This is a genomic window from Kineosporia sp. A_224 (genome assembly GCF_002198655.1).
GTDB lineage: Bacteria > Actinomycetota > Actinomycetes > Actinomycetales > Kineosporiaceae > R-H-3.
Genome location: NZ_MWLN01000169.1, coordinates 21,051 through 39,681, shown reverse-complemented (window position 1 = coordinate 39,681; position 18,631 = coordinate 21,051). Strand labels below are relative to the sequence as shown.

Genomic DNA, 18,631 nt, shown 5'->3' with positions numbered 1-18,631 from the left:
TCCGTGGCCGCCGCCGCCGGACCCGACGACGTCGACCACCACGGCCGACCCGACGACCACGACGGCAGCGGCGTCCCGGTCTTCGTCGGCGTGGGGGTCGGCGTGGGCGTCGGCTTGGGCGTCGGCTTCGGAGCCGGCTTCGGCTCCGGCTGGACGCCGGGCGCGGGCTGGTTCGGCGTCGCCGGCGGCTCGGAGATGGGGCCGGGGGGCCCGGGCAGCGGGTTCGGCAGCGGCGCGGCCCGGCCGCTCGCGTAGCTGTCGGCGAGGCCGAGAACGAGCTGGACGTAGCTCGTCGATCGGTTGTACCGGTAGACGGCGTTCCAGCGGCCCTGCTGCGTCGAGAGGTCCCCGCCGCCGGCGCACAGGTAACGGGCCGCGGCGAGGGCTGCGTCGTCCAGGTCCTGCGGGTCGATCGTGCCGTTGCCGTCGGCGTCACGGGCGTACGCCGCCCAGGTCCCGGGGATGAACTGCATCGGGCCCACCGCGCGGTCGAACGACGGGTCGCCGTCGTAGCGGCCGCGGTCGGTGTCCCGGATCGTCGCCCAGCCCGCGTGCGAGCCGTCGAGCCGCGGCCCGAGGATCGGCGGGGAGACCTTGCCGTCCGCGGTGATCCCCGCGCCGCCGAACCGGCCGTGGTTGCTCTCGACCCGGCCGATGCCGGCGAGCAGGCTCCAGTGGATCTTGCAGGACGGGTCCTGCGCGGCCTCGGTCTGGGCGGCCGCCACGTAGGCGGTGAGCGCGCGGACCGGGATGCCGGACCGGGTCAGCGACGTCGTGAGGCGGGTGTCGCCCGCGGGCACCGGGGTGTTCGCGCCGATGCCGGTCTGGATCCCCGGCACCGCCTCGCCGTCCGCACCCTCGGTGATGACGAGGACCTGGAGGTCACCGCCGGCCGGCAGCACGGGCGTCTGCGGGCCGGCCTGCCCGACCACGCTCGACCCCGAGCCGCCCGCGACGGGGCCGACGAGGGTCTTGAGCCAGGCGTTGCGACCGTCCTCGTTCTCCGAGGCGCGGCCGATGTCGGCCGACAGGCTCGCGGTGAGGGCGAAGGGCAGGCAGAGCGCCATGACCTTCCCCACTGTCCGCGCAGTTCGTCGCACGGATCGATGGGAAAGGGCACGCGTGCGCTTCCGAGCGCGGCCCCCGCCTGGCATGGGTCCGACACTATGCACGCGGGCATGCCACGGCATAGGGCCAAAGGCGAATCGTCATGAACCTGCCATGAGGCATGACATGACGCGAAGCGGAAAGTCAGGGGAAGTTACTCTCCGTACAAGAATGCAGGAATTGCTGTCAGTGACGGGTGGAGGGTCACCGCAAGAGCTTCGACAGCCGGCGGTCCGCGAGGACCTTGCCGCCCGTCTGGCAGGTCGGACAGTACTGCAACGAGGAGTCCGCGAAGCTCACTTCGCGCACCGTGTCGCCGCATGTCTCGCAGCGCTGCCCGGTGCGCCCGTGGACCCGCATCCCGGCCCGCTTGGCGTCCTTGAGCTCCTTGGCGGGCTTGCCCCGGGCGGTGGTGACGGCCGCCGTGAGGATGTCGTGCATCGCGGCGTACAGCCGGTCCACGGCGGCCTCGTCGAGCGAGCCCGCGATGGCGAACGGCGACAGCCGCGCCGCATGCAGGACCTCGTCGCTGTACGCGTTGCCGACGCCCGCGAGGATGCTCTGGTCGCGCAGGAGACCCTTGATCTGCTGCCGGCTGCCGGTCAGGATCCCGGCGAGCGTCGCCCGGTCGAAGTCCTCGGCGAACGGGTCCGGCCCGAGCGAGGCGATCCCGGGCACGTCCTGCGGGTCGCGGACGACGTACACCGCCAGCCGCTTCTGGGTGCCCTGCTCGGTGAGGTCGAAGCCGGGGCGGCCCTCGACGTCCGGGTCGTCGAGGAGCACCCGCAGCGCGAGCGGGGACTTGCCCGGCCGCACCGGGGTCGTCGGCAGGTTGTCCGACCAGCGCAGCCACCCGGCACGGGCGAGGTGGAAGACCAGGTGCAGGCCGTCGACGTCGATGTCGAGGAACTTGCCGTGCCGGGCCACGTTCGTCACGGTGAGCCCGGCGAGCGACGTGGGCGGCGGGTCGTAGGTCTTGAGGACGCTGATCGAGCCGACGTCGACCCGGGCGACGACCCGGCCGACGGCACGGCTGCGGAGGAACTCGGCGAGCGCCTCGACCTCGGGCAGTTCAGGCATCGCCCCAGTGTGCCCGCAGAGCCGCCGGGCGTGCATCCGTGCGGACGGGGGAACCTGGCGCGGCAGGCTCCCGTCGCACCGCCAGGACCGCCGGCCCGACCCTCGGGAGACGAGATGACGTACGAGACCCCGCAGCTCACCTGCCCCCTGTGCGGCGGCCAGGACTTCAGCCGCGAGGAGGCGCGCAGCGACTCCCGCTGGGGCTGGACGACGCACCGCATGACACTGATGATCTGCGGGCGGTGCAGCCACGTCCTGCACTTCTACGGCGGGAACTCGATCTTCGACTTCGACTGACGCGCGTCAGCCGTCGAGCGTCTCGTCGGCGCTCGTGCGGTGCGCCATCCCGGGCTCGGTCGGGGACGCGACGTGCTCCGGGGTCGAGCGGATGAGGGTGCCGCGCTGGAAGTCCTCGACGGCCTCGATGATCTCGGCCTTGGTGTTCATGACGAACGGGCCGTAGCGGGCGACCGGCTCACGCAGCGGGAGACCGCCGAGCACGATGACCTCCCAGCCCTGCGCCGAGGCCTGCGGCTGGGTGGCGGCCGCGGTGAGCGTCACGGCGTCGCCGGCCCCGAGCACCACCAGCTGCCCCTCCTCGAGCGGGCGGCCGGAGGCACCGACGACCCCGCGCCCGGAGAGCACGTAGACCATCGCGTTGAAGTGGGCCGGCCACGGCAGGTCGAGCCGGGCCCCGGGCGAGACCGTCGCGTGCAGGTAGGTGATCGGCGTGTAGGTGTTCCCCGGCCCGGCGTGCCCCGCGAGGTCGCCGGCGATGAGCCGGACGAGCGCGCCGCCGTCCGGCGTCGAGAGCAGCGCGGCGTCGTGCGCGCCGATGTCCTGGTAGCGCGGCGGGGCCCACTTGTCGGCCCGGGGCAGGTTGACCCACAGCTGGAGGCCGTGGAAGAGGCCGCCGCTCGCGACGAGCTCGGCGGTCGGCAGCTCCGAGTGCATGACGCCCGAGCCGGCCGTCATCCACTGAGTGGCGCCGTCGGCGATGAGGCCGCCGCCGCCTGCGGAGTCGGTGTGCTCGAAGGCGCCGTCGATGATGTAGGTGACCGTCTCGAACCCGCGGTGCGGGTGCCACGGCGCCCCCTTGGCCTCGCCCGGCGCGTACTCGACGGCCCCCATGTGGTCGAGGAGGAGGAACGGGTCGGCGAGCGCGAGGTCGGTGCTCGGGAACGGCCGCCGGACGGCGAAGCCCTCGCCCTCGAGGAAGCGCTGCGCGACGACGAGCTTGACGACGTCCCGCCAGGCCGTCGTCCCCGGGTCCAGCGCGGGGAGCCGGGTCAGCGTGAGGGTGTCGGCGGTGACGGCGGGCATGGCGTCCTCCGGGTCGGTGGTGCTGCCACTGTAGTTGAACTCTGAACTACAGCGCGAGGCGGGCTGTTCCCCGCCTCCGGTGGCGTCCTCTGGCGAGACAAGCACCTCAAGATCGACTTTTGATGTGCTTCAGCCACCAGAGGACGGTCAGCGGGTCCAGGGCCACAGGCGGACGGCGACCCGGTCGGTGACGTCGGAGAGCGGCACCGGGCCGTAGTCCCGGCTGTCGACCGAGCGCGAGCGGTCGTCGCCCATGAGCAGGACCGTGCCGGCGGGGACGGTCACGGGGCCGTAGTAGAGGCCGTCGATCCGCGTGCGGTCGACGTACGGCTCGTCGACGGCGACCCCGCCGACCGTCGTCACGGCGTCGGCGATCTCGACGACGTCCCCGGGCAGCCCGACGACGCGCTTGACGACGGCGTCCCCGGTGCCGGGCTCGCGCGCGACGACGAGGTCGCCCCGGTCGAGCCCGTCGAGCAGGCCGGCGAGCGACGGGCGGACGACGAGCACGACGTCCCCCGGGTGCAGGGTCGGCGTCATGCTCGTCGACTCGACGACGTCCGGGTGCGCGACGAACGCGCGGACGAGCAGCGCGGCGACGAGGACGGCCGCCGCCCTGACGGCGAGCGTCAGTCGAGGTCGTCCCACTTGCACGGGTCGGCGGCCACCGGGTCGTTGTCGTCCCACGTCCAGTCCTTCGGCATGCCCACGGAGAACTGGGTCATCATGTCGTGGTCCTCGTGGGACAGGTTGTGGCAGTGCATCATGTACCGCCCACGGTGCGGGCCGAACTTCATGAGCAGGTCGACGCTCTCACCCTCGCCGACGTACACGACGTCCTTCGGCCCGCGCTCGTGCGCCATCGGCGGCTTGCCGTTGCGGGACAGGATCTGGAAGTCGACGAGGTGGATGTGCGTCGGGTGGAACCAGCCGCCGCCCTTGTTCTCGATCGTCCACACCTCGACGTCGCCGAGGCCCGGGTCGGCCTGGACGTGCCGGAAGTTCGAGCCCGACACCTCGTCCCACGTCTCGCCGTTGATGACCCAGACGTCGAGCTCCTTGTGGAGCCGGAAGTACCGCTTCTTCGTCGCGTCCGACCGCTTGAGCGTCATGACCTCGTTCGTGTCGAACAGGGTCGTCGGGATCGTGTTGTTCTCCGTGCTCGTCACCGTCGACCCGACCCGGAACTGCAGCACCTTGTTCGTGTGGTCGTAGTCGACGTTGTTCTTGTTGCTGAGGTTGCGCAGCTCGATCGTCTTGCCGGCCTGGCCGCGGAAGTCGACGAGCACCTCGTAGCGCTCGGCCATCCCGTGCCGGAAGCTCGTGACGGACTGCGTCGTCGGGACGAGCCCGCCGTCGGTGCCGACGACGTGCAGCGGTGCACCGTTGCTCAGGGTCCAGCGGTACGAGCGGCCGATCGACGCGACGAGGATCCGGAACCGGTAGACCCGCGGCTCGACCTCGAGGTACGGCCACGGCATCCCGTTGACCATGACGATGTCGCCCCACAGCCCGGAGTGGCTGTTGTCGAGCAGCATCAGCTGGCCCTGGGCGTCGAGGATGCAGTCGTTGACGACCAGCGTGACGTCGTACTTCCCTTGCGGGAGAACGGACTTCTCGAACTCGTCGTGGATGATGTACGGCGCGGCGAGGCCGGTGTAGGCGCTGTTCGCCGTCCAGTGCACGCGGTGGTCGTGGTACCAGATCGTCCGGGCGTTCTGGGCGTTCGGGTACACGTAGTCCTTGTAGAACCCGGGCGGCGTGAGGTCGTTCGCGTAGCCGTCGTACTGCGGCAGCGACGCCGACCCGTGCAGGTGCGTCGAGGTGCTGAACTCGTAGCCGAAGAGCGGGTGGACCGCGGGCAGCTGGTTGCGCACCCGCATCACCGCCTCCTGGCCGCGGTCGACGCTGATCATGGGCCCGGGGAAGATGCCGTTGTACGTCCACATCCTCGTGTCGAACCGCGGGCTGATCCGGGCGGACGACTCCTTCTCGACGATGTCGTAGCGCGGCACGGAGTAGGAGCCGCCCGGGCCGGTGAGCGTCTTCGTGCCGGCCGGGGCGAGCGGCGAGAGGATCGGCAGCGGGCGGGTGTACCGCGGGGGGATGTCCTTCTTGCCGAGGGTGCCCGCGGCCTTCGCGCGGACGGCGTTGCCCACCGGGACACCGACAGCGGCGGCCCCCAGCAGGGACAGCCCTCCGAACTGCAGCGCCGATCGTCGGCTCGTCGACATGGTTCGCCCCTCTTCATCACGGACGTCGGGACGCTCGCGCACGGCGGCCTCCTGGACCGCGGGACTGCCCTGTCACCGCGGTCGAGGGAAAAGCACTTCCTGTTCCCGACCAGTCCAGATTGCGCACCCGACGGCGATTAAGGGAGTGCTAAATCGGCAAACCCCCTGCTTTAGGGGGCGCTCGTCAGGTGTTCGGACGAGCGGGGTCGGCACGTGTCATCGACGACGCGTCCTCGATCGACTCCGGAGCGTTGCGAAGGCTCTCCGGAGCGTCGATCGCACCCGACGACCCGCCGCGGCCCGCCGCGAGGACGAGACCCCCGAGCAGGGCCAGCAGGGGCAGCCCGCCGGCGAACCAGGCGACGAACCCGGCCCGGCGCTGGTCGTCGCCGAAGCTGCGCAGGTACGGCACCGAGAACCCGGAGAACCAGTCGAGCCCGACGAGGGTCGCCGTCCCGACGAGCCACCAGGACAGCGCCCCGCACGCGACGACCCCGGCCGCGAGGACGAGCGCCCGCGGCCCCGGGCCGAGCAGCCGGAGGCGGCCGGGAGCGACCGGCGGCACGCAGCGCGCGAGGGCCACGAGCCCCGCCCCGAGCCCGGCGACGAGCGCCGCCCAGTACCCGCCCGGCGTGGACGTCACGGCGTCCTGGACCCCGGGCACGAACCGGCCCGCCGTGACGAGCGCCAGGAGCGCCGCGGCGAGCGGGGCGGGCACCCGGCGCAGCGGTGCTGGCAGCGCGTCGGCCAGACCGGCCCGGAGCAGGAGCAGCGGCACGCCGACGGTGACGAGGAGATGTGCCCCCACGGCCGCCGGCAGCCCGACGCGGGCGTAGAGCCCGAGCCCGCCGACGGTGGACCAGGCGAGGACGGCGACCCCGGCGACCGCCCAGCCGGCCGCCGTCCGACCGGCGTCGCGGCCGCGCAGGCATCGCCACACCCACCACGCCGTCGCGGCCACGAGCACGAGGGCCGGGCCGTCGAGGAGGTGCCCGGTGAGCAGGCGCAGCGGTGTCGCCTCCAGCGGCGGCGCGAAGCCGAGGACGGCCTCCGAGCCGTCGCCGTCGAGCTGGGCGGGGTCGACGGTGCGCGGCGGGGACGGCGTCCGGGTCAGCGCCGCGGCGGCCGCGAAGGTGCCGGCCATGACGACGACCTCGACGACGGCCAGCCGGACGACGGCCCGCACGGCAGCGGCGCGGGCGGTCGCGCCGTCCGCCAGGGCACCGGCGACCCGGCGGCGCTGCGCGGCGCCGAGCACGACGAGACCGGCGAAGGCGGCGACCTTGACCCCGACGACGAGGCCGTAGCCGGTGGCGAGACCGGCCGGCCCGTCGAGCCGCAGCGCGAGGTTGACCAGCCCGGTCGCGCCGACCGCGAGCGCGCAGCCCAGCGCGAGCCGGGACCAGCCGGGCAGCGCGGCGCGCAGCCCGTCGGCGCCGACGACTGCGGCGGTCCGGACGAGCGCGACGAGGCCGCCCACCCAGGTCGCGGCGGCGAGGACGTGCACGGCGAGCACCGTCCCGGCCAGGCCCGGTCCGGGGGTGACGGCGAGGTGGCCGACGGTCAGCGGCGGCAGGAGCGCGGCGGCCGCCAGCGCGGCCAGCCCGGCGGCGAACCGGCGCGGGACACCGACCCGGCCCTGCGCGACCCCCGTCGCGAGCACCGCCGTCGCCCCGGCGAGGAGCAGCTGGACGGCGAGCGTGCGGCCCTGCGGGTCCTCGAGGAGGAACGCGGTGACGGCGTCCGGGTCGGCGCCGGCGACGAGCCCGACCCCGCGGATGTCGCTCGCGGTGACCCAGACCTGGACCGCTGCCGCGAGCGCCGCGACCCCGGCGACGGCCCCGGCGAACGCGACGTCCGAGGCCGGCACCCGGGGTCCGGCTGAGCGCGGTGCCGTCGCCGCCGCGCCGGACGGGGCGGGGCGCAGCAGGACGCTCGCCCCGAGCAGCAGCCCGTAGGCGACGACGAGACCGGCCTCCACGGTCAGCCGCAGCGCCGGCCGGGCCCAGCCGACGAGTGCCCCGGCGTCCGGCAGCCCCTCGGCGACCGGCTGCGGCGCACCGCCGCCGACGGCGAGCGCCGCGACGAGGACGCCGCCGCCCACGAGCGCCCCCGCGACCCCGAGCCGCACCGCGGGGGCCGTCGTCCGGCGTCCGCGCAGCAGGGTCCAGCCGGCGGCCGCGAGCAGGAGGACGGCGAGCCCGATCGCCACGGGCGACCGCACCGGCCCCGGTGCACCGGTCGCCGGGCCCGACCCGGCGCCGCCGACCGTGAAGGACACCGCCCCGGCGACGGGGTGCCCGTCCGCGCCCACGACGCGGAAGACGACGGTCCAGCGGCCGGCCGCGGCGTCGGCCCGAACCGGCTGCACGACGGAGAGTGCGTCGACGTCGGCCGCGCCGGCGGTCGCGGAGGAACCGTCCCCGGCCCGGACGAGCACCGTGACCGGCCCGCGGACCGGCTCGCTGAAGCGGACGACGACCTGCTCCGGCGGCGCGGCGAGGTCGGTGCCGGCGGCCGGCTCGGTGCCGACGACGCGGGCGTGCGCCGCGGCCGGCGGCGCGAGACCGACCGCGGCGACGGCCGACCCGGCGACCACGACGAGCGCGGTGACGGCCGCGGCGACGGCACGCCTCATGACGCCTCCCCGGTCGCGTCCATCCGTCCACGCTAGGTCGGGGTGCGGCGCGGCGGCGCGGCGTCACGGCGACTGTCATCCGACCGGCGGTGCCTGTCATGTGGTCGTGCACGTTCCCGCCGGCCCCTCGTGGCCGGTCCGGTCGGGCCGGCATCCACGTGCCGCTCCGCCACGCTCGCCCCGGAACCACCTCACGACGCTTTGCTCTGCCATCACCAGCGAGCCATGGGCACGGCGCGCCACAGTTTCGTCGTTGCTCGCCGACACCCCGGCATCCGCCCCGCGTTTCCCGCGGCAACGACGAAGCTGTGGCGCGGTCGGCCCCCGGGGCCGGCGCACGCCGTCCGCCCAGGCGACCGTCTTGCTCTGCCATCAGGAGCGAGCCACGGGTCGGGTCTCGGTGCCAGCGAGGCGCCACAACGCGACCGGAAGTCCTCGTCAGGGCCGGTTGTGCCACCGAAGGCGCAGTGGTGGTTGCGTCGTGGTCGCCCGTCGGGGCATGTCGGCTTGCTGGGACATGACGGTCAGCGGACCAGGCGCTCCAGCAGGCGGTCGAGGTCGGCGGCCGGGTCGGCGGTCAGGCCGGAGTGCACGGGCCCGGGCTGGACGACGGTGCTGCGGGGGGCGGTGAGCCAGCCGAAGCGGACCCGCGCGGGTTCGGCAGCGGCGCCGCCGGCGGCCGGGTCGCCGTGGCAGACCGCGCGGATCCCGGCGAGGACGGCCTCGACCGCGTCGACGTCGACGCCGGCGTCGAGGGCCCGCAGCCGGGCGGCGTCGACGTGCAGGGCGCAGCCGAGGTAGTCGGTCGCCTGCGAGTAGAGGACGACCCCGATGTTCACGCACTCGCCGCGGTCGACCCGCGGGACCGCCCGCAGCACCGCGTACTCGAACGGCACCCGCTCACCGGCGGCAGGTCCCTCGCCCGCGAGGAAACGGCGCCCGTCGGCGGCCCCGCCGCGGGTGCTCACGCCGCGACCCCGTGCAGCGGCGGCCACCACGGACGCGCGCCGCCGACCCGGGCGAGCAGGTACTCGACGTACCGGTCCCGCCAGGCGCCGGCCGGCCGGTCGTCGCCGAGCGCGGCGTTCATCCCGAGCAGCCAGGCGTCGGGCACGAGGGCGAGCACCTCGCCGAGGCTGTCGGCGGTGACGAGCCCCGCGAGGTGCGCGTCGGCGTCCGCGGCCTGCGCCCGGGACGCCTGCGCGACGACCGGCCCCAGCACGTGCTGGGCGAGGTCGTAGGGCCGAGCGGCCCAGCGGTCGACGTCCGGCCAGGCGTGCTGGAAGACGAGCGCGGCACCGTGGTCGATCGCCCACAGCGCGCGGTGCCAGACGAGCAGGTTCGGGTTGCGCCACGTGCGGTCGACGTTCGCCGTGAACGCGTCGAGCCAGTGCACGGCGAGCGCCTCGGTGACCGGCGGCGTCCAGCCGAGCCCGTCGTACCCGACGGACCCGGGGAGGAAGTCCATCCCGAGATTGAGGCCGGCGCTCGCGGCGAGCAGGTCCTGGACCTCCTCGTCGGGCTCGCGGCGGCCGATCTCCGGGTCCAGGTCGACACCGACCAGCTCGGGCACCCGGATCCCGAGCAGGCGGCCGAGCTCACCGACGACGACCTCGGCGACGAGGGACGCCGTCCCCTGCCCCGCGCCCCGGAACTTCACGACGTACGTGCCGTCGTCGTCCGCCTCGACGATGCCCGGCAGCGACCCGCCCTCGCGCAGGGGGGTGACGTACCGCGTCGCTCGCACCGTCCGTCGCACGGGGTGAACTCTGCCAGCCCGCGAGCCGGGCCGTTCGTCCGCACACGGACGACCGGTCGGCGCACGCCCGGGCGGATCGTGGAACAGTCGGTGTTCCACAAGTGCACCCTCCGGAGCCGGGCACTAGCCTGCGATCGCCGCCCGGCGTACCAGCGGGGCCGGTGCCGCACGCACGAGGGAGCCTCCATGAGCCACGACCGCGCCGGCCAGCCGGCCCAGCCGAGCGACCTCGTCGACGTCGCCCACCTCGTCACCGCCTACTACACGACGTGGCCGGACCTGTCCGACCCGGCGCAGCGCGTCGCCTTCGGCACCTCCGGGCACCGCGGGTCGAGCCTCAAGGGCGCTTTCACCGAGGCGCACATCGTCGCGACGACGCAGGCGATCTGCGACTACCGCGCCGCCCAGGGCATCGCCGGGCCGCTGTTCATCGGCCGCGACACCCACGGCCTGTCCGAGCCGGCCTGGGTCAGCGCCCTCGAGGTGCTCGCCGCGAACGACGTGACGACCCTCGTCGACGACCGCGACCGGTTCACCCCGACGCCCGCGGTCTCGCACGCGATCCTGCGCCACAACCGCGGCAAGGCGGACGACGACGCGAGCCGCGCCGACGGCATCGTCGTGACCCCGTCCCACAACCCGCCCTACGACGGCGGGTTCAAGTACAACCCGCCGCACGGCGGCCCCGCGGACACCGACGCGACGAAGTGGGTCGAGAACCGCGCCAACGAGCTCATCGAGGCCCGGCTCGCGGACGTCAAGCGGGTGCCGTTCGCCCGGGCGCTCGCCGCGGACACGACGTCGCGGTACGACTACCTCGGCACCTACGTCGACGACCTGCCCTCGGTGCTCGACATCGCGGCGATCCGGGACGCGAAGATCCGCATCGGCGCCGACCCGCTCGGCGGCGCGAGCGTCGACTACTGGGGCGAGATCGGCGAGCGGCACGGCCTCGACCTCACGGTCGTCAACCCGCTCGTCGACGCGACGTGGCGCTTCATGACGCTGGACTGGGACGGCAAGATCCGGATGGACTGCTCGTCGCCGTCCGCGATGGCCTCGCTCATCGCGAACCGCGACGCCTTCCAGATCTCGACCGGCAACGACGCCGACTCCGACCGGCACGGCATCGTCACCCCGGACGCCGGCCTGATGAACCCGAACCACTTCCTCGCGGTCGCGATCCAGTACCTCTTCGCGCACCGACCGGGCTGGGGCGACGGGACGGCGATCGGCAAGACCCTCGTGTCGTCGTCGATGATCGACCGGGTCGCGGCCTCGCTCGGGCGCACGCTGCTCGAGGTGCCCGTCGGCTTCAAGTGGTTCGTGCCCGGGCTGCTCGACGGCTCGGTCGGGTTCGGCGGCGAGGAGTCCGCGGGCGCCTCGTTCCTGCGCACCGACGGCTCGGTGTGGACGACGGACAAGGACGGCCTGCTGCTGGCCCTGCTCGCCTCCGAGATCCTCGCCGTCACCGGCAAGTCCCCGAGCGAGCACTACCGCGCCCTCACCGAAGAGTTCGGCGACCCGGCGTACGCCCGGATCGACGCCGCAGCGAGCCGCGAGGAGAAGGCCGCGCTCGCGAAGCTGTCGGCCGAGCAGGTCACCGCGACCGAGCTCGCCGGCGAGCCGATCACCGCCAAGCTCACCGAGGCGCCGGGCAACGGCGCGGCGGTCGGCGGCCTCAAGGTCGTCACGGAGTCGGCGTGGTTCGCGGCCCGGCCGTCGGGCACCGAGGACGTCTACAAGATCTACGCCGAGTCGTTCCAGGGCCCCGAGCACCTCGCCCAGGTGCAGGAGGCCGCCAAGCAGGTCGTGTCGGAGGCGCTCGGCGGCGCCTGACGCACCGGGGCCGACGGCGCCGTATCTGGTCGCGGCCGGACGGCTCCTTCCGGGGGACGAACCCTGAAGGAGTGTGTGCCATGTGCCCGACCTCGAGCGCCCTCGGCGCCCTGCGCGCCGCCGCCGTCGCCGGTCCCTCCGTCGTGCAGGTCCGGTCGGGCAGCGAGGTCCGCGCGGGCGGCGAGCTGACCCGCGCGCTCGACGTCACGGCCCGGGTCATGGCGGCCGCCAACGACCGGATGACCGCTGCGCTCGCCGACACCGACCTCGCCGGCTACGAGCGGGCGAGCTTGTCCTTCGACGCCGCCGAGCGGCGCTTCGACGCGCTGTGCGGGGCGGCCTGCGAGGCCGGGTACTACCTCGGGTTCGCCTCGGTGCCGGACAAGCCGACGAAGGTCTCGCGGTTCACCCGCCGCGACCGGTTCGGGCACCGGCTGCTCGCCCGGCTGCGCGTGCGCCGTCAGCCGACCGCGGACGCCGTCCGGTTCGTCCACGCCAGCGCCCCGAGGTAGGCCTCGGCGAGCGCGCCGGGGTCGACCCCGGACGCCGCGACGGCCGCGAGGTCGCCGGTCTCGTAGCCGTGGACGGCGTCGAGCAGGGTGCGCAGCGGGCCCCGGCCGCCGGCCAGGGCGTCGGCGAGCTCGTCGGACAGCGGCGGGAGCCGCTCGAGGAGCTGCTCACCGTCCGTCCCGAGGCTCTGGGCGATGCCGTCGAGCAGGCCGACGGTGAATGCCACGTCGGGGCGCACGGTGGCCGAGCCCCGGGCGACGGTCTCGCAGGTGCGGGCCCGGGTCAGCGCGGCGCCGAGCCGGTCCGCGCTGCCGCCGATGCCCGAGAGCGTGATGAGCACGAGCCACGCGCGCAGGGTCTGCAGCCCGACGAGGACGACGGCGTCCCGGATCGAGGAGACGCTGCGGGTCAGGCCGTTGGACGCCGAGTTGGCGATCTGCAGCAGCCGGAAGGTCAGGGCGGGGTCCGAGCGGAGCATCTCCTCGACGTCCCGGGCCGTCGTCGCCGGGTCGCTGAGCCGGGCGAGGAGCTGGAGGGCGACGGCGTGCCCGGGGGCGAGGGTCTGCGCCGTCATCGTCTGCGGCCGGCCGAGGTGGTAGCCCTGGAAGAGCGTGAACCCGGCCTCGGTGCACCGGGTCAGCATGGCCTCGTCCTCGACGCGTTCCGCGAGGAGCCGGCAGCCGTGCCGGGCCGAGCGGGTGGCCGTCGCCATGACCTCGTCCCACGTGAGCCCGAGGACGTCGACCTTGACGATCGAGGCGATCTCCAGGAGCGGTTCGGCGGCGCTGGACCACACGAAGTCGTCCAGGGCGATCGGGTAGCCCTCCTCGGCGAGCCGCCGGGTGCCGGCCACGACGTCGTCGTCGATCTCGACGGTCTCGAGCACCTCGAGGACGGCGCCGCCCGGGTCGAACGGCACCGGGAGCTCACCGACGAGGAACGACCGGGTGAGGTTGACGAAGCCGAGCCGGCCGCCGAGCAGGTCGGAGACGTCGAAGGCCGTGAAGGCGGCGAGGATCGTGCGGGTCGTCGCGGCGTCCCCGTTGCCCTCCGCGGCGGTCGCGCCCGCGGTGTCGCGGAAGAGCAGCTCGTACCCGTAGAGGGCGCCGGTCTCGTCGAAGATCGGCTGCCGGCCCACGTGGACGGCAGCCGTCGGGAGCGGGGCGCCCGTGGCGCGTGCTCCCATCCGAGTACCCCCTGTCCGTGCGACCGGCCCTACTCCCTGCTGATCGGCCCGCACCCGCCGGGGGTTGAGCCCTGCGCCCTGATCAGCGCCGTCCGACCGCCTTCGCGTAGAGGTCGAGCAGCCGGCCGGCCGGGTCGTACCGCTCCTTGAGAGGCCGGTAGGCGTCCCCGCCGTACCTCGCCCAGAAGTCCGTCTCGTCGTAGTACGCGTCGGAGTAGAGCGACTTGTGCCCGTCGAACCCGGAGACGGCCGCCTCGACGGCGCGGTTGACGTCGCCGTCCGCGCGACCGGCCTCGATCGGGACCGTCCCCCAGAAGCCGATGTTCACGTACGTCTCGCCGGCCCGCAGCGGGTAGAGCGACCAGGGCTGCGCGCCGTCCGGGACGTCCCCGAGCGGCCCGCCGTGGTCGCGCACCCGCAGCGGGCACAGCCACACCGGCGTCATGGGGACGTGGTCGAGGAACCACCGCAGGAAGTCGGCGGTCCGCGAGACGGGCACCTCGACGTCCTGGACGACCCGCTCCCGGGCCGGCTTGCCGCGCCACGCGTCGATCCTGGCGGCGACGCCGTACCGGTTCTCCAGCCCGACCATCCGGTAGTAGACGTCGCTGCGCCGCCGGGACGCCGGCCACACCTTGCGCAGGGCCGGGTGCTGGGCGCCGAACGCCTTGGAGCACCAGAACCAGTCGACGTCCCAGCGCCACAGGTAGTCGTGCACGGTGAGGGCGTCCCGGCCGCGGTCGCGCAGGCTGCGGTAGTAGATCTCCTGACCGGTGTAGTCGGACAACGACGGGACGTCGTGCGCCCACGTGCCGAGCACGAGGTAGGACTCGGTCGCGGAGAAGACGACCCCGTCGAGGAAGTCCACGCGCTCGCCGTCCCAGGCACCGTCGCGCACCACGGCGCCGATCGCCGCCTCGAGCTCGTCGAGGCTCGCGAACCGCACGTTGCGGGTCTCGACGAACGGGGCGACCTCCTCGAGCTCGATCCGCAGGCGTACCGAGTATCCGAGCGTCCCGTAGGAGTTCGGGAAGCCCCGGAAGAGGTCGGCGTGCTCGCCGTGCGGGGTCGCGGTGACGAGGTCGCCGGCCCCCGTGACGACGTCCAGCTCGAGGACGGACTCGTGGGGCAGCCCGTTGCGGAACGACGTCGACTCGATGCCGAGCCCGGTGACGGCGCCGCCGAGCGTGATCGTGCGCAGCTGCGGGACGACGAGCGGCACGAGGCCCTTGGGCAGCGTCGCGGCGACGAGGTTCTCGTACGTGCACATGCCCTGGACGTCGGCGGTCCGGGGCGCGGTGTCGATGCTCACGACGCCGTCGAGGGCGGCGACGTCGAGACCGGGGCCGGCCGCCTGCGCCCTGGGGCGGAACAGGTTCGACGTCCGCTTCGCGAGCCGGACGCCCGCCCCGGCCGGGATCCGCCGGTAGCTGTCGAGCAGGGCCTCGACGGCCCGCTCGTGCGCGACCCGCCCCTTCGGGAGCCGGACGACCGGCGGCACGGAGGACGTCGTGACCGGCGGGCGGTCGTGCAGCGGGCGGACGGCGGCGCTCGTCATGACGTCATCATGCCGCCGCCGCGGCGGGGTCGACAGGTGCGGGCCGTCGCCTTGTCGTCGTCAGCCCGCCGGGACCGTCTCGTGGACGAACAGGCCGCTGTACGGCTTGGGCGCGAACCACGTCGACTTCGGCGGCATCACCTCGCCGCTGCGGGCGACCGCCATGACGTCGTCCGGCGAGGTCGGGTGCAGCGTGAAGGCGCAGGCGAACCGGCCGCTGTCGACGATCGCGGCGAGGTCGGCCGGGGTGCGACCGCCGAGGAAGCCGATCCGCGGGTCGGTGCGCGGGTCGCTGATCCCGAGGAACGGGTCGAGCACGGTGCGCTGCAGGAGCGAGACGTCGAGCCGGACGACGGGTGGGGCGTCGTCCGGGACGACCCCGGGCCGGACGGCGAGCCGGTACCAGCCGTGCCCGCCGAGGTAGAGCCCGACCTCGCCGCGCCGGGCGGGGCGCACCGGGCCGGCCGACGCGGTGACCTGCCAGTCCGCGGCGAGCGCGTCGAGCAGCCCCTGGGGCGTCCGGCCGCCGAGGTCGGTGACGAGCCGGTCGTAGGGCAGCACGCACGCCCGGTCTGCGGGGATGACGAGCGCGGGGAACCAGCCGACGGGTGCGTCGTCCGGGCCGCCCGCCGGCCGGCCGCTGCCGTCCCAGACGAGGGCCGCGGCCTCGCTGCGGTGGTGGCCGTCGGCGACGTAGAGGTCGGGCATCGCGGCGAAGGCGGCCTCGAGCGCGGTGACGAGCGGGGCGTCGTCCGGGCCGGCCCCGACGACCCACAGCCGGAACGCACCTCCGTCGACCGCCTCCGGGACGTCGAGGTCCGGCGGGCGCGCCGTCACGGCGGCCAGCACCCGGTCGACCCCGGCGTCCGGTGCCGCGAGGAGCAGGACCGGCTCGTCGTGCGCGCCGACCGCCTCGATGTGGCGGCGCCGGTCCTCGAGCTTGTCGGGCCGGGTGTGCTCGTGGGTGCGGACGACGCCCGCGCGGTACTGCGCGGCGCTGACGAGCCCGACGATCCCGACCTGGGTGCCGCCCGAGCCGTCCGCCGCCGGCGCGGCGTAGACCGTGTACGTCGGGCCCGCGTCCCGCGCGAGGACGCCGGCGCCGACGAGCGCCGCGAGGGCCGACCGGGAGGCGGCGTACGCGGCGTCGGAGTGCGCGACGTCGGCCTGCGCGGCACCCGGACCGGCCGCGGGCAGGTCGATCTCGGGGCGGGTCACATGGAGGAAGCTGTGCGGCCGGCCGGTCGCGAGCGCGGCCGCCTCGGTCTCGTCGACGACGTCGTACGGGGGCGCCGCGACCTCGGCCGCGGCGGCGACGGTGGGGCGCAGCGCCCGGAACGGCAGGAGTTCGGCCACGGACGCCATGCTCGCACCACGGACGATGCCGTCAGCCGTCGGCGGACGATCTTCGTCCGGCCGGGCCGCACGCAGCGTGACACCAGCCCGGTGAAATTCGCGGTGGCGTCACCCGGTGCTGCTCGTAGAGTGCTCTTCGCGTCGGCGAACTACTGACCGGCGACTCAGCGTGAAGACACCACGCATGGGAGGTCATCGATGGCGCTCATGTTCAGCCCCTGGCGCAGCGACAGCGGGGACGACGGCACCCGCCTGACCCTCGCCGAGGTCCTGCTCACCCTCCTCGACGGACCGATGCCGTTCCGGTTCACCGCGTACGACGGCAGCGCGGCCGGGCCTGCGGACGCCGACGTGGGACTGCACCTGCGGACGCCGCGCGGCACCGCCTACCTCGCGACGGCACCCGGCTCGCTCGGCATGGCCCGGGCGTACGTCTCCGGCGACCTGGAGCTGACGGGCGTCCATCCCGGCGACCCGTACGAGCTGCTCCGGCTCATGGCCGAGGCGATGCACTGGCGGCGGCCGGACGCGCGGACGCTGACCCGGGTCGCCCGCTCGCTCGGCCCGGCCCAGCTCCTGCCACCGACACCGCCGCCGCAGGAGGCCCTGCCCGACTGGCGCCGCGCGCTCGAGGGCCTGCGGCACTCCAGGCGCCGCGACGCCGAGGCGATCCAGCACCACTACGACGTCTCGAACCGGTTCTACGAGATGGTCCTCGGGCCGTCGATGACGTACACCTGCGCCGCGTACCCGACGGCGGACGCCACGCTCGAGCAGGCGCAGGCCGCCAAGTACGACCTCGTGTTCCGCAAGCTCGGCCTGCAGCCGGGCCAGCGGCTGCTCGACGTCGGCTGCGGCTGGGGCGCCATGGTGCGGCACGCCGCCCGCAACGGCGTCCGCGCGCTCGGCGTGACGCTCTCGCAGGAGCAGGCCGCCTGGGCACAGGCCGCGATCACGGCGGAGGGCCTGGACCACCTCGCCGAGGTGCGTCACCTCGACTACCGCGACGTCGCCGAGAGCGGTTTCGACGCGATCAGCTCGATCGGCCTCACCGAGCACATCGGCGTCGCGAACTACCCGGCGTACTTCGGCGTCCTCTACCGCAAGCTGCGCCCGGGCGGCCGGATCCTCAACCACTGCATCACGCGGCCGGACAACATCCACGTGCCGCGGGTGCGCGGCGGGTTCATCGACCGGTACGTCTTCCCGGACGGCGAGCTCACCGGCTCCGGGAAGATCATCACCGTCATGCAGAACACCGGCTTCGAGGTGCGCCACGAGGAGAACCTCCGCGAGCACTACGCGACGACGTGCGCGGCCTGGTGCGCCAACCTCGTCACGCACTGGGACGAGTGCGTCGCCGAGGTCGGCGAGGCGACCGCGAAGGTCTGGGGCCTGTACATGGCCGGGTCGCGGCTCGGGTTCGAGCGCAACCAGGTGCAGCTGCACCAGGTGCTCGGGGTCAGGCTCCACGAGAACGGCGCCGCGGACTTCCCGCTGCGGCCGGACTGGGGCTCGCTCTGACGACCGGGCCCGGGGTCGCCCCGACCGGTCAGCTGCTCGCGGTCGCGAGCGCCACGACGTCGTCCGTGCCCGCGAGGAGCAGGACGGCGTCGAGCAGGTCGTCGGCGCCGAGCCGGTCGGTCACCGGCCGACCGGCGCCGTCCCTGCGCTCGTAGACCTCGGCGGGGACGGAGAACGAGGGCACGTCCGCGAAGGACAGCGCCGAGACGACCGGTTCCGGCGCCTCCTTGACGATGCGCCGGGCGCAGCCCACGCAGTCGAACTGGTACCACGACACGTCGGCCCACCGGTCGACGACGAGGAGCAGGTCCTCCCGCTCGAGGACGACGGTGCCGCAGCGCGGGCACGTCGTCGTGATGCTCGCCGCCATGGCGCGATCCCTCTCCTGGCCGTACATGTCCCCGTGTCCCCCTCGACGTCGCTTCGGTCCAGACCTTTGCAGGTCGATCGCCCCCGTCGAGCATCGACTCCGCCACCGTAAGAGGTGCGGAGGACGCGCGAAGTGCACTTGCGGCAT

General features: G+C 74.3%; 16 protein-coding genes. 4 read left to right on the top strand and 12 right to left on the bottom strand.

From position 1 onward, the window contains the following. Positions 1 to 1,100, bottom strand: a 1,100-nt coding sequence (locus EDJALFJO_RS36105; RefSeq protein WP_198950358.1) for a lytic transglycosylase domain-containing protein, incomplete at its 3' end; no start/stop codon positions are given. Between the two features lie 211 nt (positions 1,101 to 1,311). Next, on the bottom strand, positions 1,312 to 2,187 hold the full coding sequence (locus tag EDJALFJO_RS16115; protein WP_088287032.1) for an Fpg/Nei family DNA glycosylase: 876 nt from the start codon (positions 2,185 to 2,187) through the stop codon (positions 1,312 to 1,314). Between the two features lie 114 nt (positions 2,188 to 2,301). On the opposite strand from EDJALFJO_RS16115, the gene EDJALFJO_RS16110 reads away from it, so the two are divergent. Beyond that, positions 2,302 to 2,484 (top strand): hypothetical protein, encoded by a 183-nt coding sequence (locus EDJALFJO_RS16110; protein ID WP_088287029.1) that lies wholly within the window; start codon positions 2,302 to 2,304, stop codon positions 2,482 to 2,484. Positions 2,485 to 2,490: 6 nt separating this feature from the next. On the opposite strand, the gene EDJALFJO_RS16105 is transcribed toward EDJALFJO_RS16110, so the two are convergent. The 6 genes from EDJALFJO_RS16105 to EDJALFJO_RS16080 all read right to left on the bottom strand — a co-directional run bounded on the left by EDJALFJO_RS16105 (position 2,491) and on the right by EDJALFJO_RS16080 (position 10,141). Then, the gene (locus EDJALFJO_RS16105; protein ID WP_088287027.1) at positions 2,491 to 3,510 is read right to left on the bottom strand and encodes a pirin family protein; all 1,020 of its coding nucleotides are present in this window, start codon (positions 3,508 to 3,510) and stop codon (positions 2,491 to 2,493) included. Between the two features lie 147 nt (positions 3,511 to 3,657). Continuing rightward, the gene (lepB, locus tag EDJALFJO_RS16100) at positions 3,658 to 4,158 is read right to left on the bottom strand and encodes a signal peptidase I (RefSeq protein WP_198950357.1); all 501 of its coding nucleotides are present in this window, start codon (positions 4,156 to 4,158) and stop codon (positions 3,658 to 3,660) included. Next, positions 4,140 to 5,744: a multicopper oxidase family protein gene (locus EDJALFJO_RS16095; RefSeq protein WP_088287026.1), complete on the bottom strand. Its 1,605-nt coding sequence runs from the start codon at positions 5,742 to 5,744 to the stop codon at positions 4,140 to 4,142. The genes lepB and EDJALFJO_RS16095 overlap by 19 nt, the downstream gene beginning before the upstream one ends. Before the next feature lie 184 nt (positions 5,745 to 5,928). Beyond that, positions 5,929 to 8,382, bottom strand: coding sequence for a copper resistance protein CopC (locus tag EDJALFJO_RS16090; RefSeq protein ID WP_088287024.1), 2,454 nt, complete (start codon positions 8,380 to 8,382; stop codon positions 5,929 to 5,931). A gap of 524 nt (positions 8,383 to 8,906) precedes the next feature. Further along, positions 8,907 to 9,350, bottom strand: a complete 444-nt coding sequence (locus EDJALFJO_RS16085; protein ID WP_088287038.1) for a DUF3037 domain-containing protein — start codon at positions 9,348 to 9,350, stop codon at positions 8,907 to 8,909. Then, positions 9,347 to 10,141 carry a HipA family kinase gene (locus EDJALFJO_RS16080; protein ID WP_088287023.1) on the bottom strand — a complete coding sequence of 265 codons (795 nt, stop codon included), beginning with the start codon at positions 10,139 to 10,141 and terminating at the stop codon, positions 9,347 to 9,349. Before EDJALFJO_RS16080 ends, EDJALFJO_RS16085 begins: the two co-directional genes overlap by 4 nt. A 186-nt stretch (positions 10,142 to 10,327) precedes the next feature. On the opposite strand from EDJALFJO_RS16080, the gene pgm reads away from it, so the two are divergent. Together pgm and EDJALFJO_RS16070 are read left to right on the top strand one after the other, a co-directional pair. Beyond that, the gene (gene pgm, locus EDJALFJO_RS16075) at positions 10,328 to 11,980 is read left to right on the top strand and encodes a phosphoglucomutase (alpha-D-glucose-1,6-bisphosphate-dependent) (RefSeq protein ID WP_088287021.1); all 1,653 of its coding nucleotides are present in this window, start codon (positions 10,328 to 10,330) and stop codon (positions 11,978 to 11,980) included. Between the two features lie 80 nt (positions 11,981 to 12,060). After that, positions 12,061 to 12,492 (top strand): hypothetical protein, encoded by a 432-nt coding sequence (locus tag EDJALFJO_RS16070; RefSeq protein ID WP_088287019.1) that lies wholly within the window; start codon positions 12,061 to 12,063, stop codon positions 12,490 to 12,492. On the opposite strand, the gene EDJALFJO_RS16065 is transcribed toward EDJALFJO_RS16070, so the two are convergent. The 3 genes from EDJALFJO_RS16065 to EDJALFJO_RS16055 form a co-directional block, all read right to left on the bottom strand. Further along, complete coding sequence (locus EDJALFJO_RS16065) at positions 12,441 to 13,676, bottom strand: EAL and HDOD domain-containing protein (protein WP_088287018.1); 1,236 nt, start codon at positions 13,674 to 13,676, stop codon at positions 12,441 to 12,443. The two genes, EDJALFJO_RS16070 and EDJALFJO_RS16065, sit on opposite strands and share 52 nt — an antisense overlap. Before the next feature lie 82 nt (positions 13,677 to 13,758). After that, on the bottom strand, positions 13,759 to 15,234 hold the full coding sequence (locus tag EDJALFJO_RS16060) for an FAD-binding oxidoreductase (RefSeq protein ID WP_088287016.1): 1,476 nt from the start codon (positions 15,232 to 15,234) through the stop codon (positions 13,759 to 13,761). A gap of 60 nt (positions 15,235 to 15,294) precedes the next feature. Next, positions 15,295 to 16,590 (bottom strand): DUF1015 domain-containing protein, encoded by a 1,296-nt coding sequence (locus EDJALFJO_RS16055; RefSeq protein ID WP_158220462.1) that lies wholly within the window; start codon positions 16,588 to 16,590, stop codon positions 15,295 to 15,297. 207 nt (positions 16,591 to 16,797) lie between these two features. Here EDJALFJO_RS16055 and EDJALFJO_RS16050 point away from each other — a divergent pair, with 207 nt between their 5' ends. Beyond that, the gene (locus EDJALFJO_RS16050) at positions 16,798 to 18,114 is read left to right on the top strand and encodes a class I SAM-dependent methyltransferase (protein WP_088287036.1); all 1,317 of its coding nucleotides are present in this window, start codon (positions 16,798 to 16,800) and stop codon (positions 18,112 to 18,114) included. A gap of 28 nt (positions 18,115 to 18,142) precedes the next feature. On the opposite strand, the gene EDJALFJO_RS16045 is transcribed toward EDJALFJO_RS16050, so the two are convergent. Next, positions 18,143 to 18,484 (bottom strand): hypothetical protein, encoded by a 342-nt coding sequence (locus EDJALFJO_RS16045; protein WP_088287012.1) that lies wholly within the window; start codon positions 18,482 to 18,484, stop codon positions 18,143 to 18,145. Positions 18,485 to 18,631 lie beyond the last annotated feature (147 nt).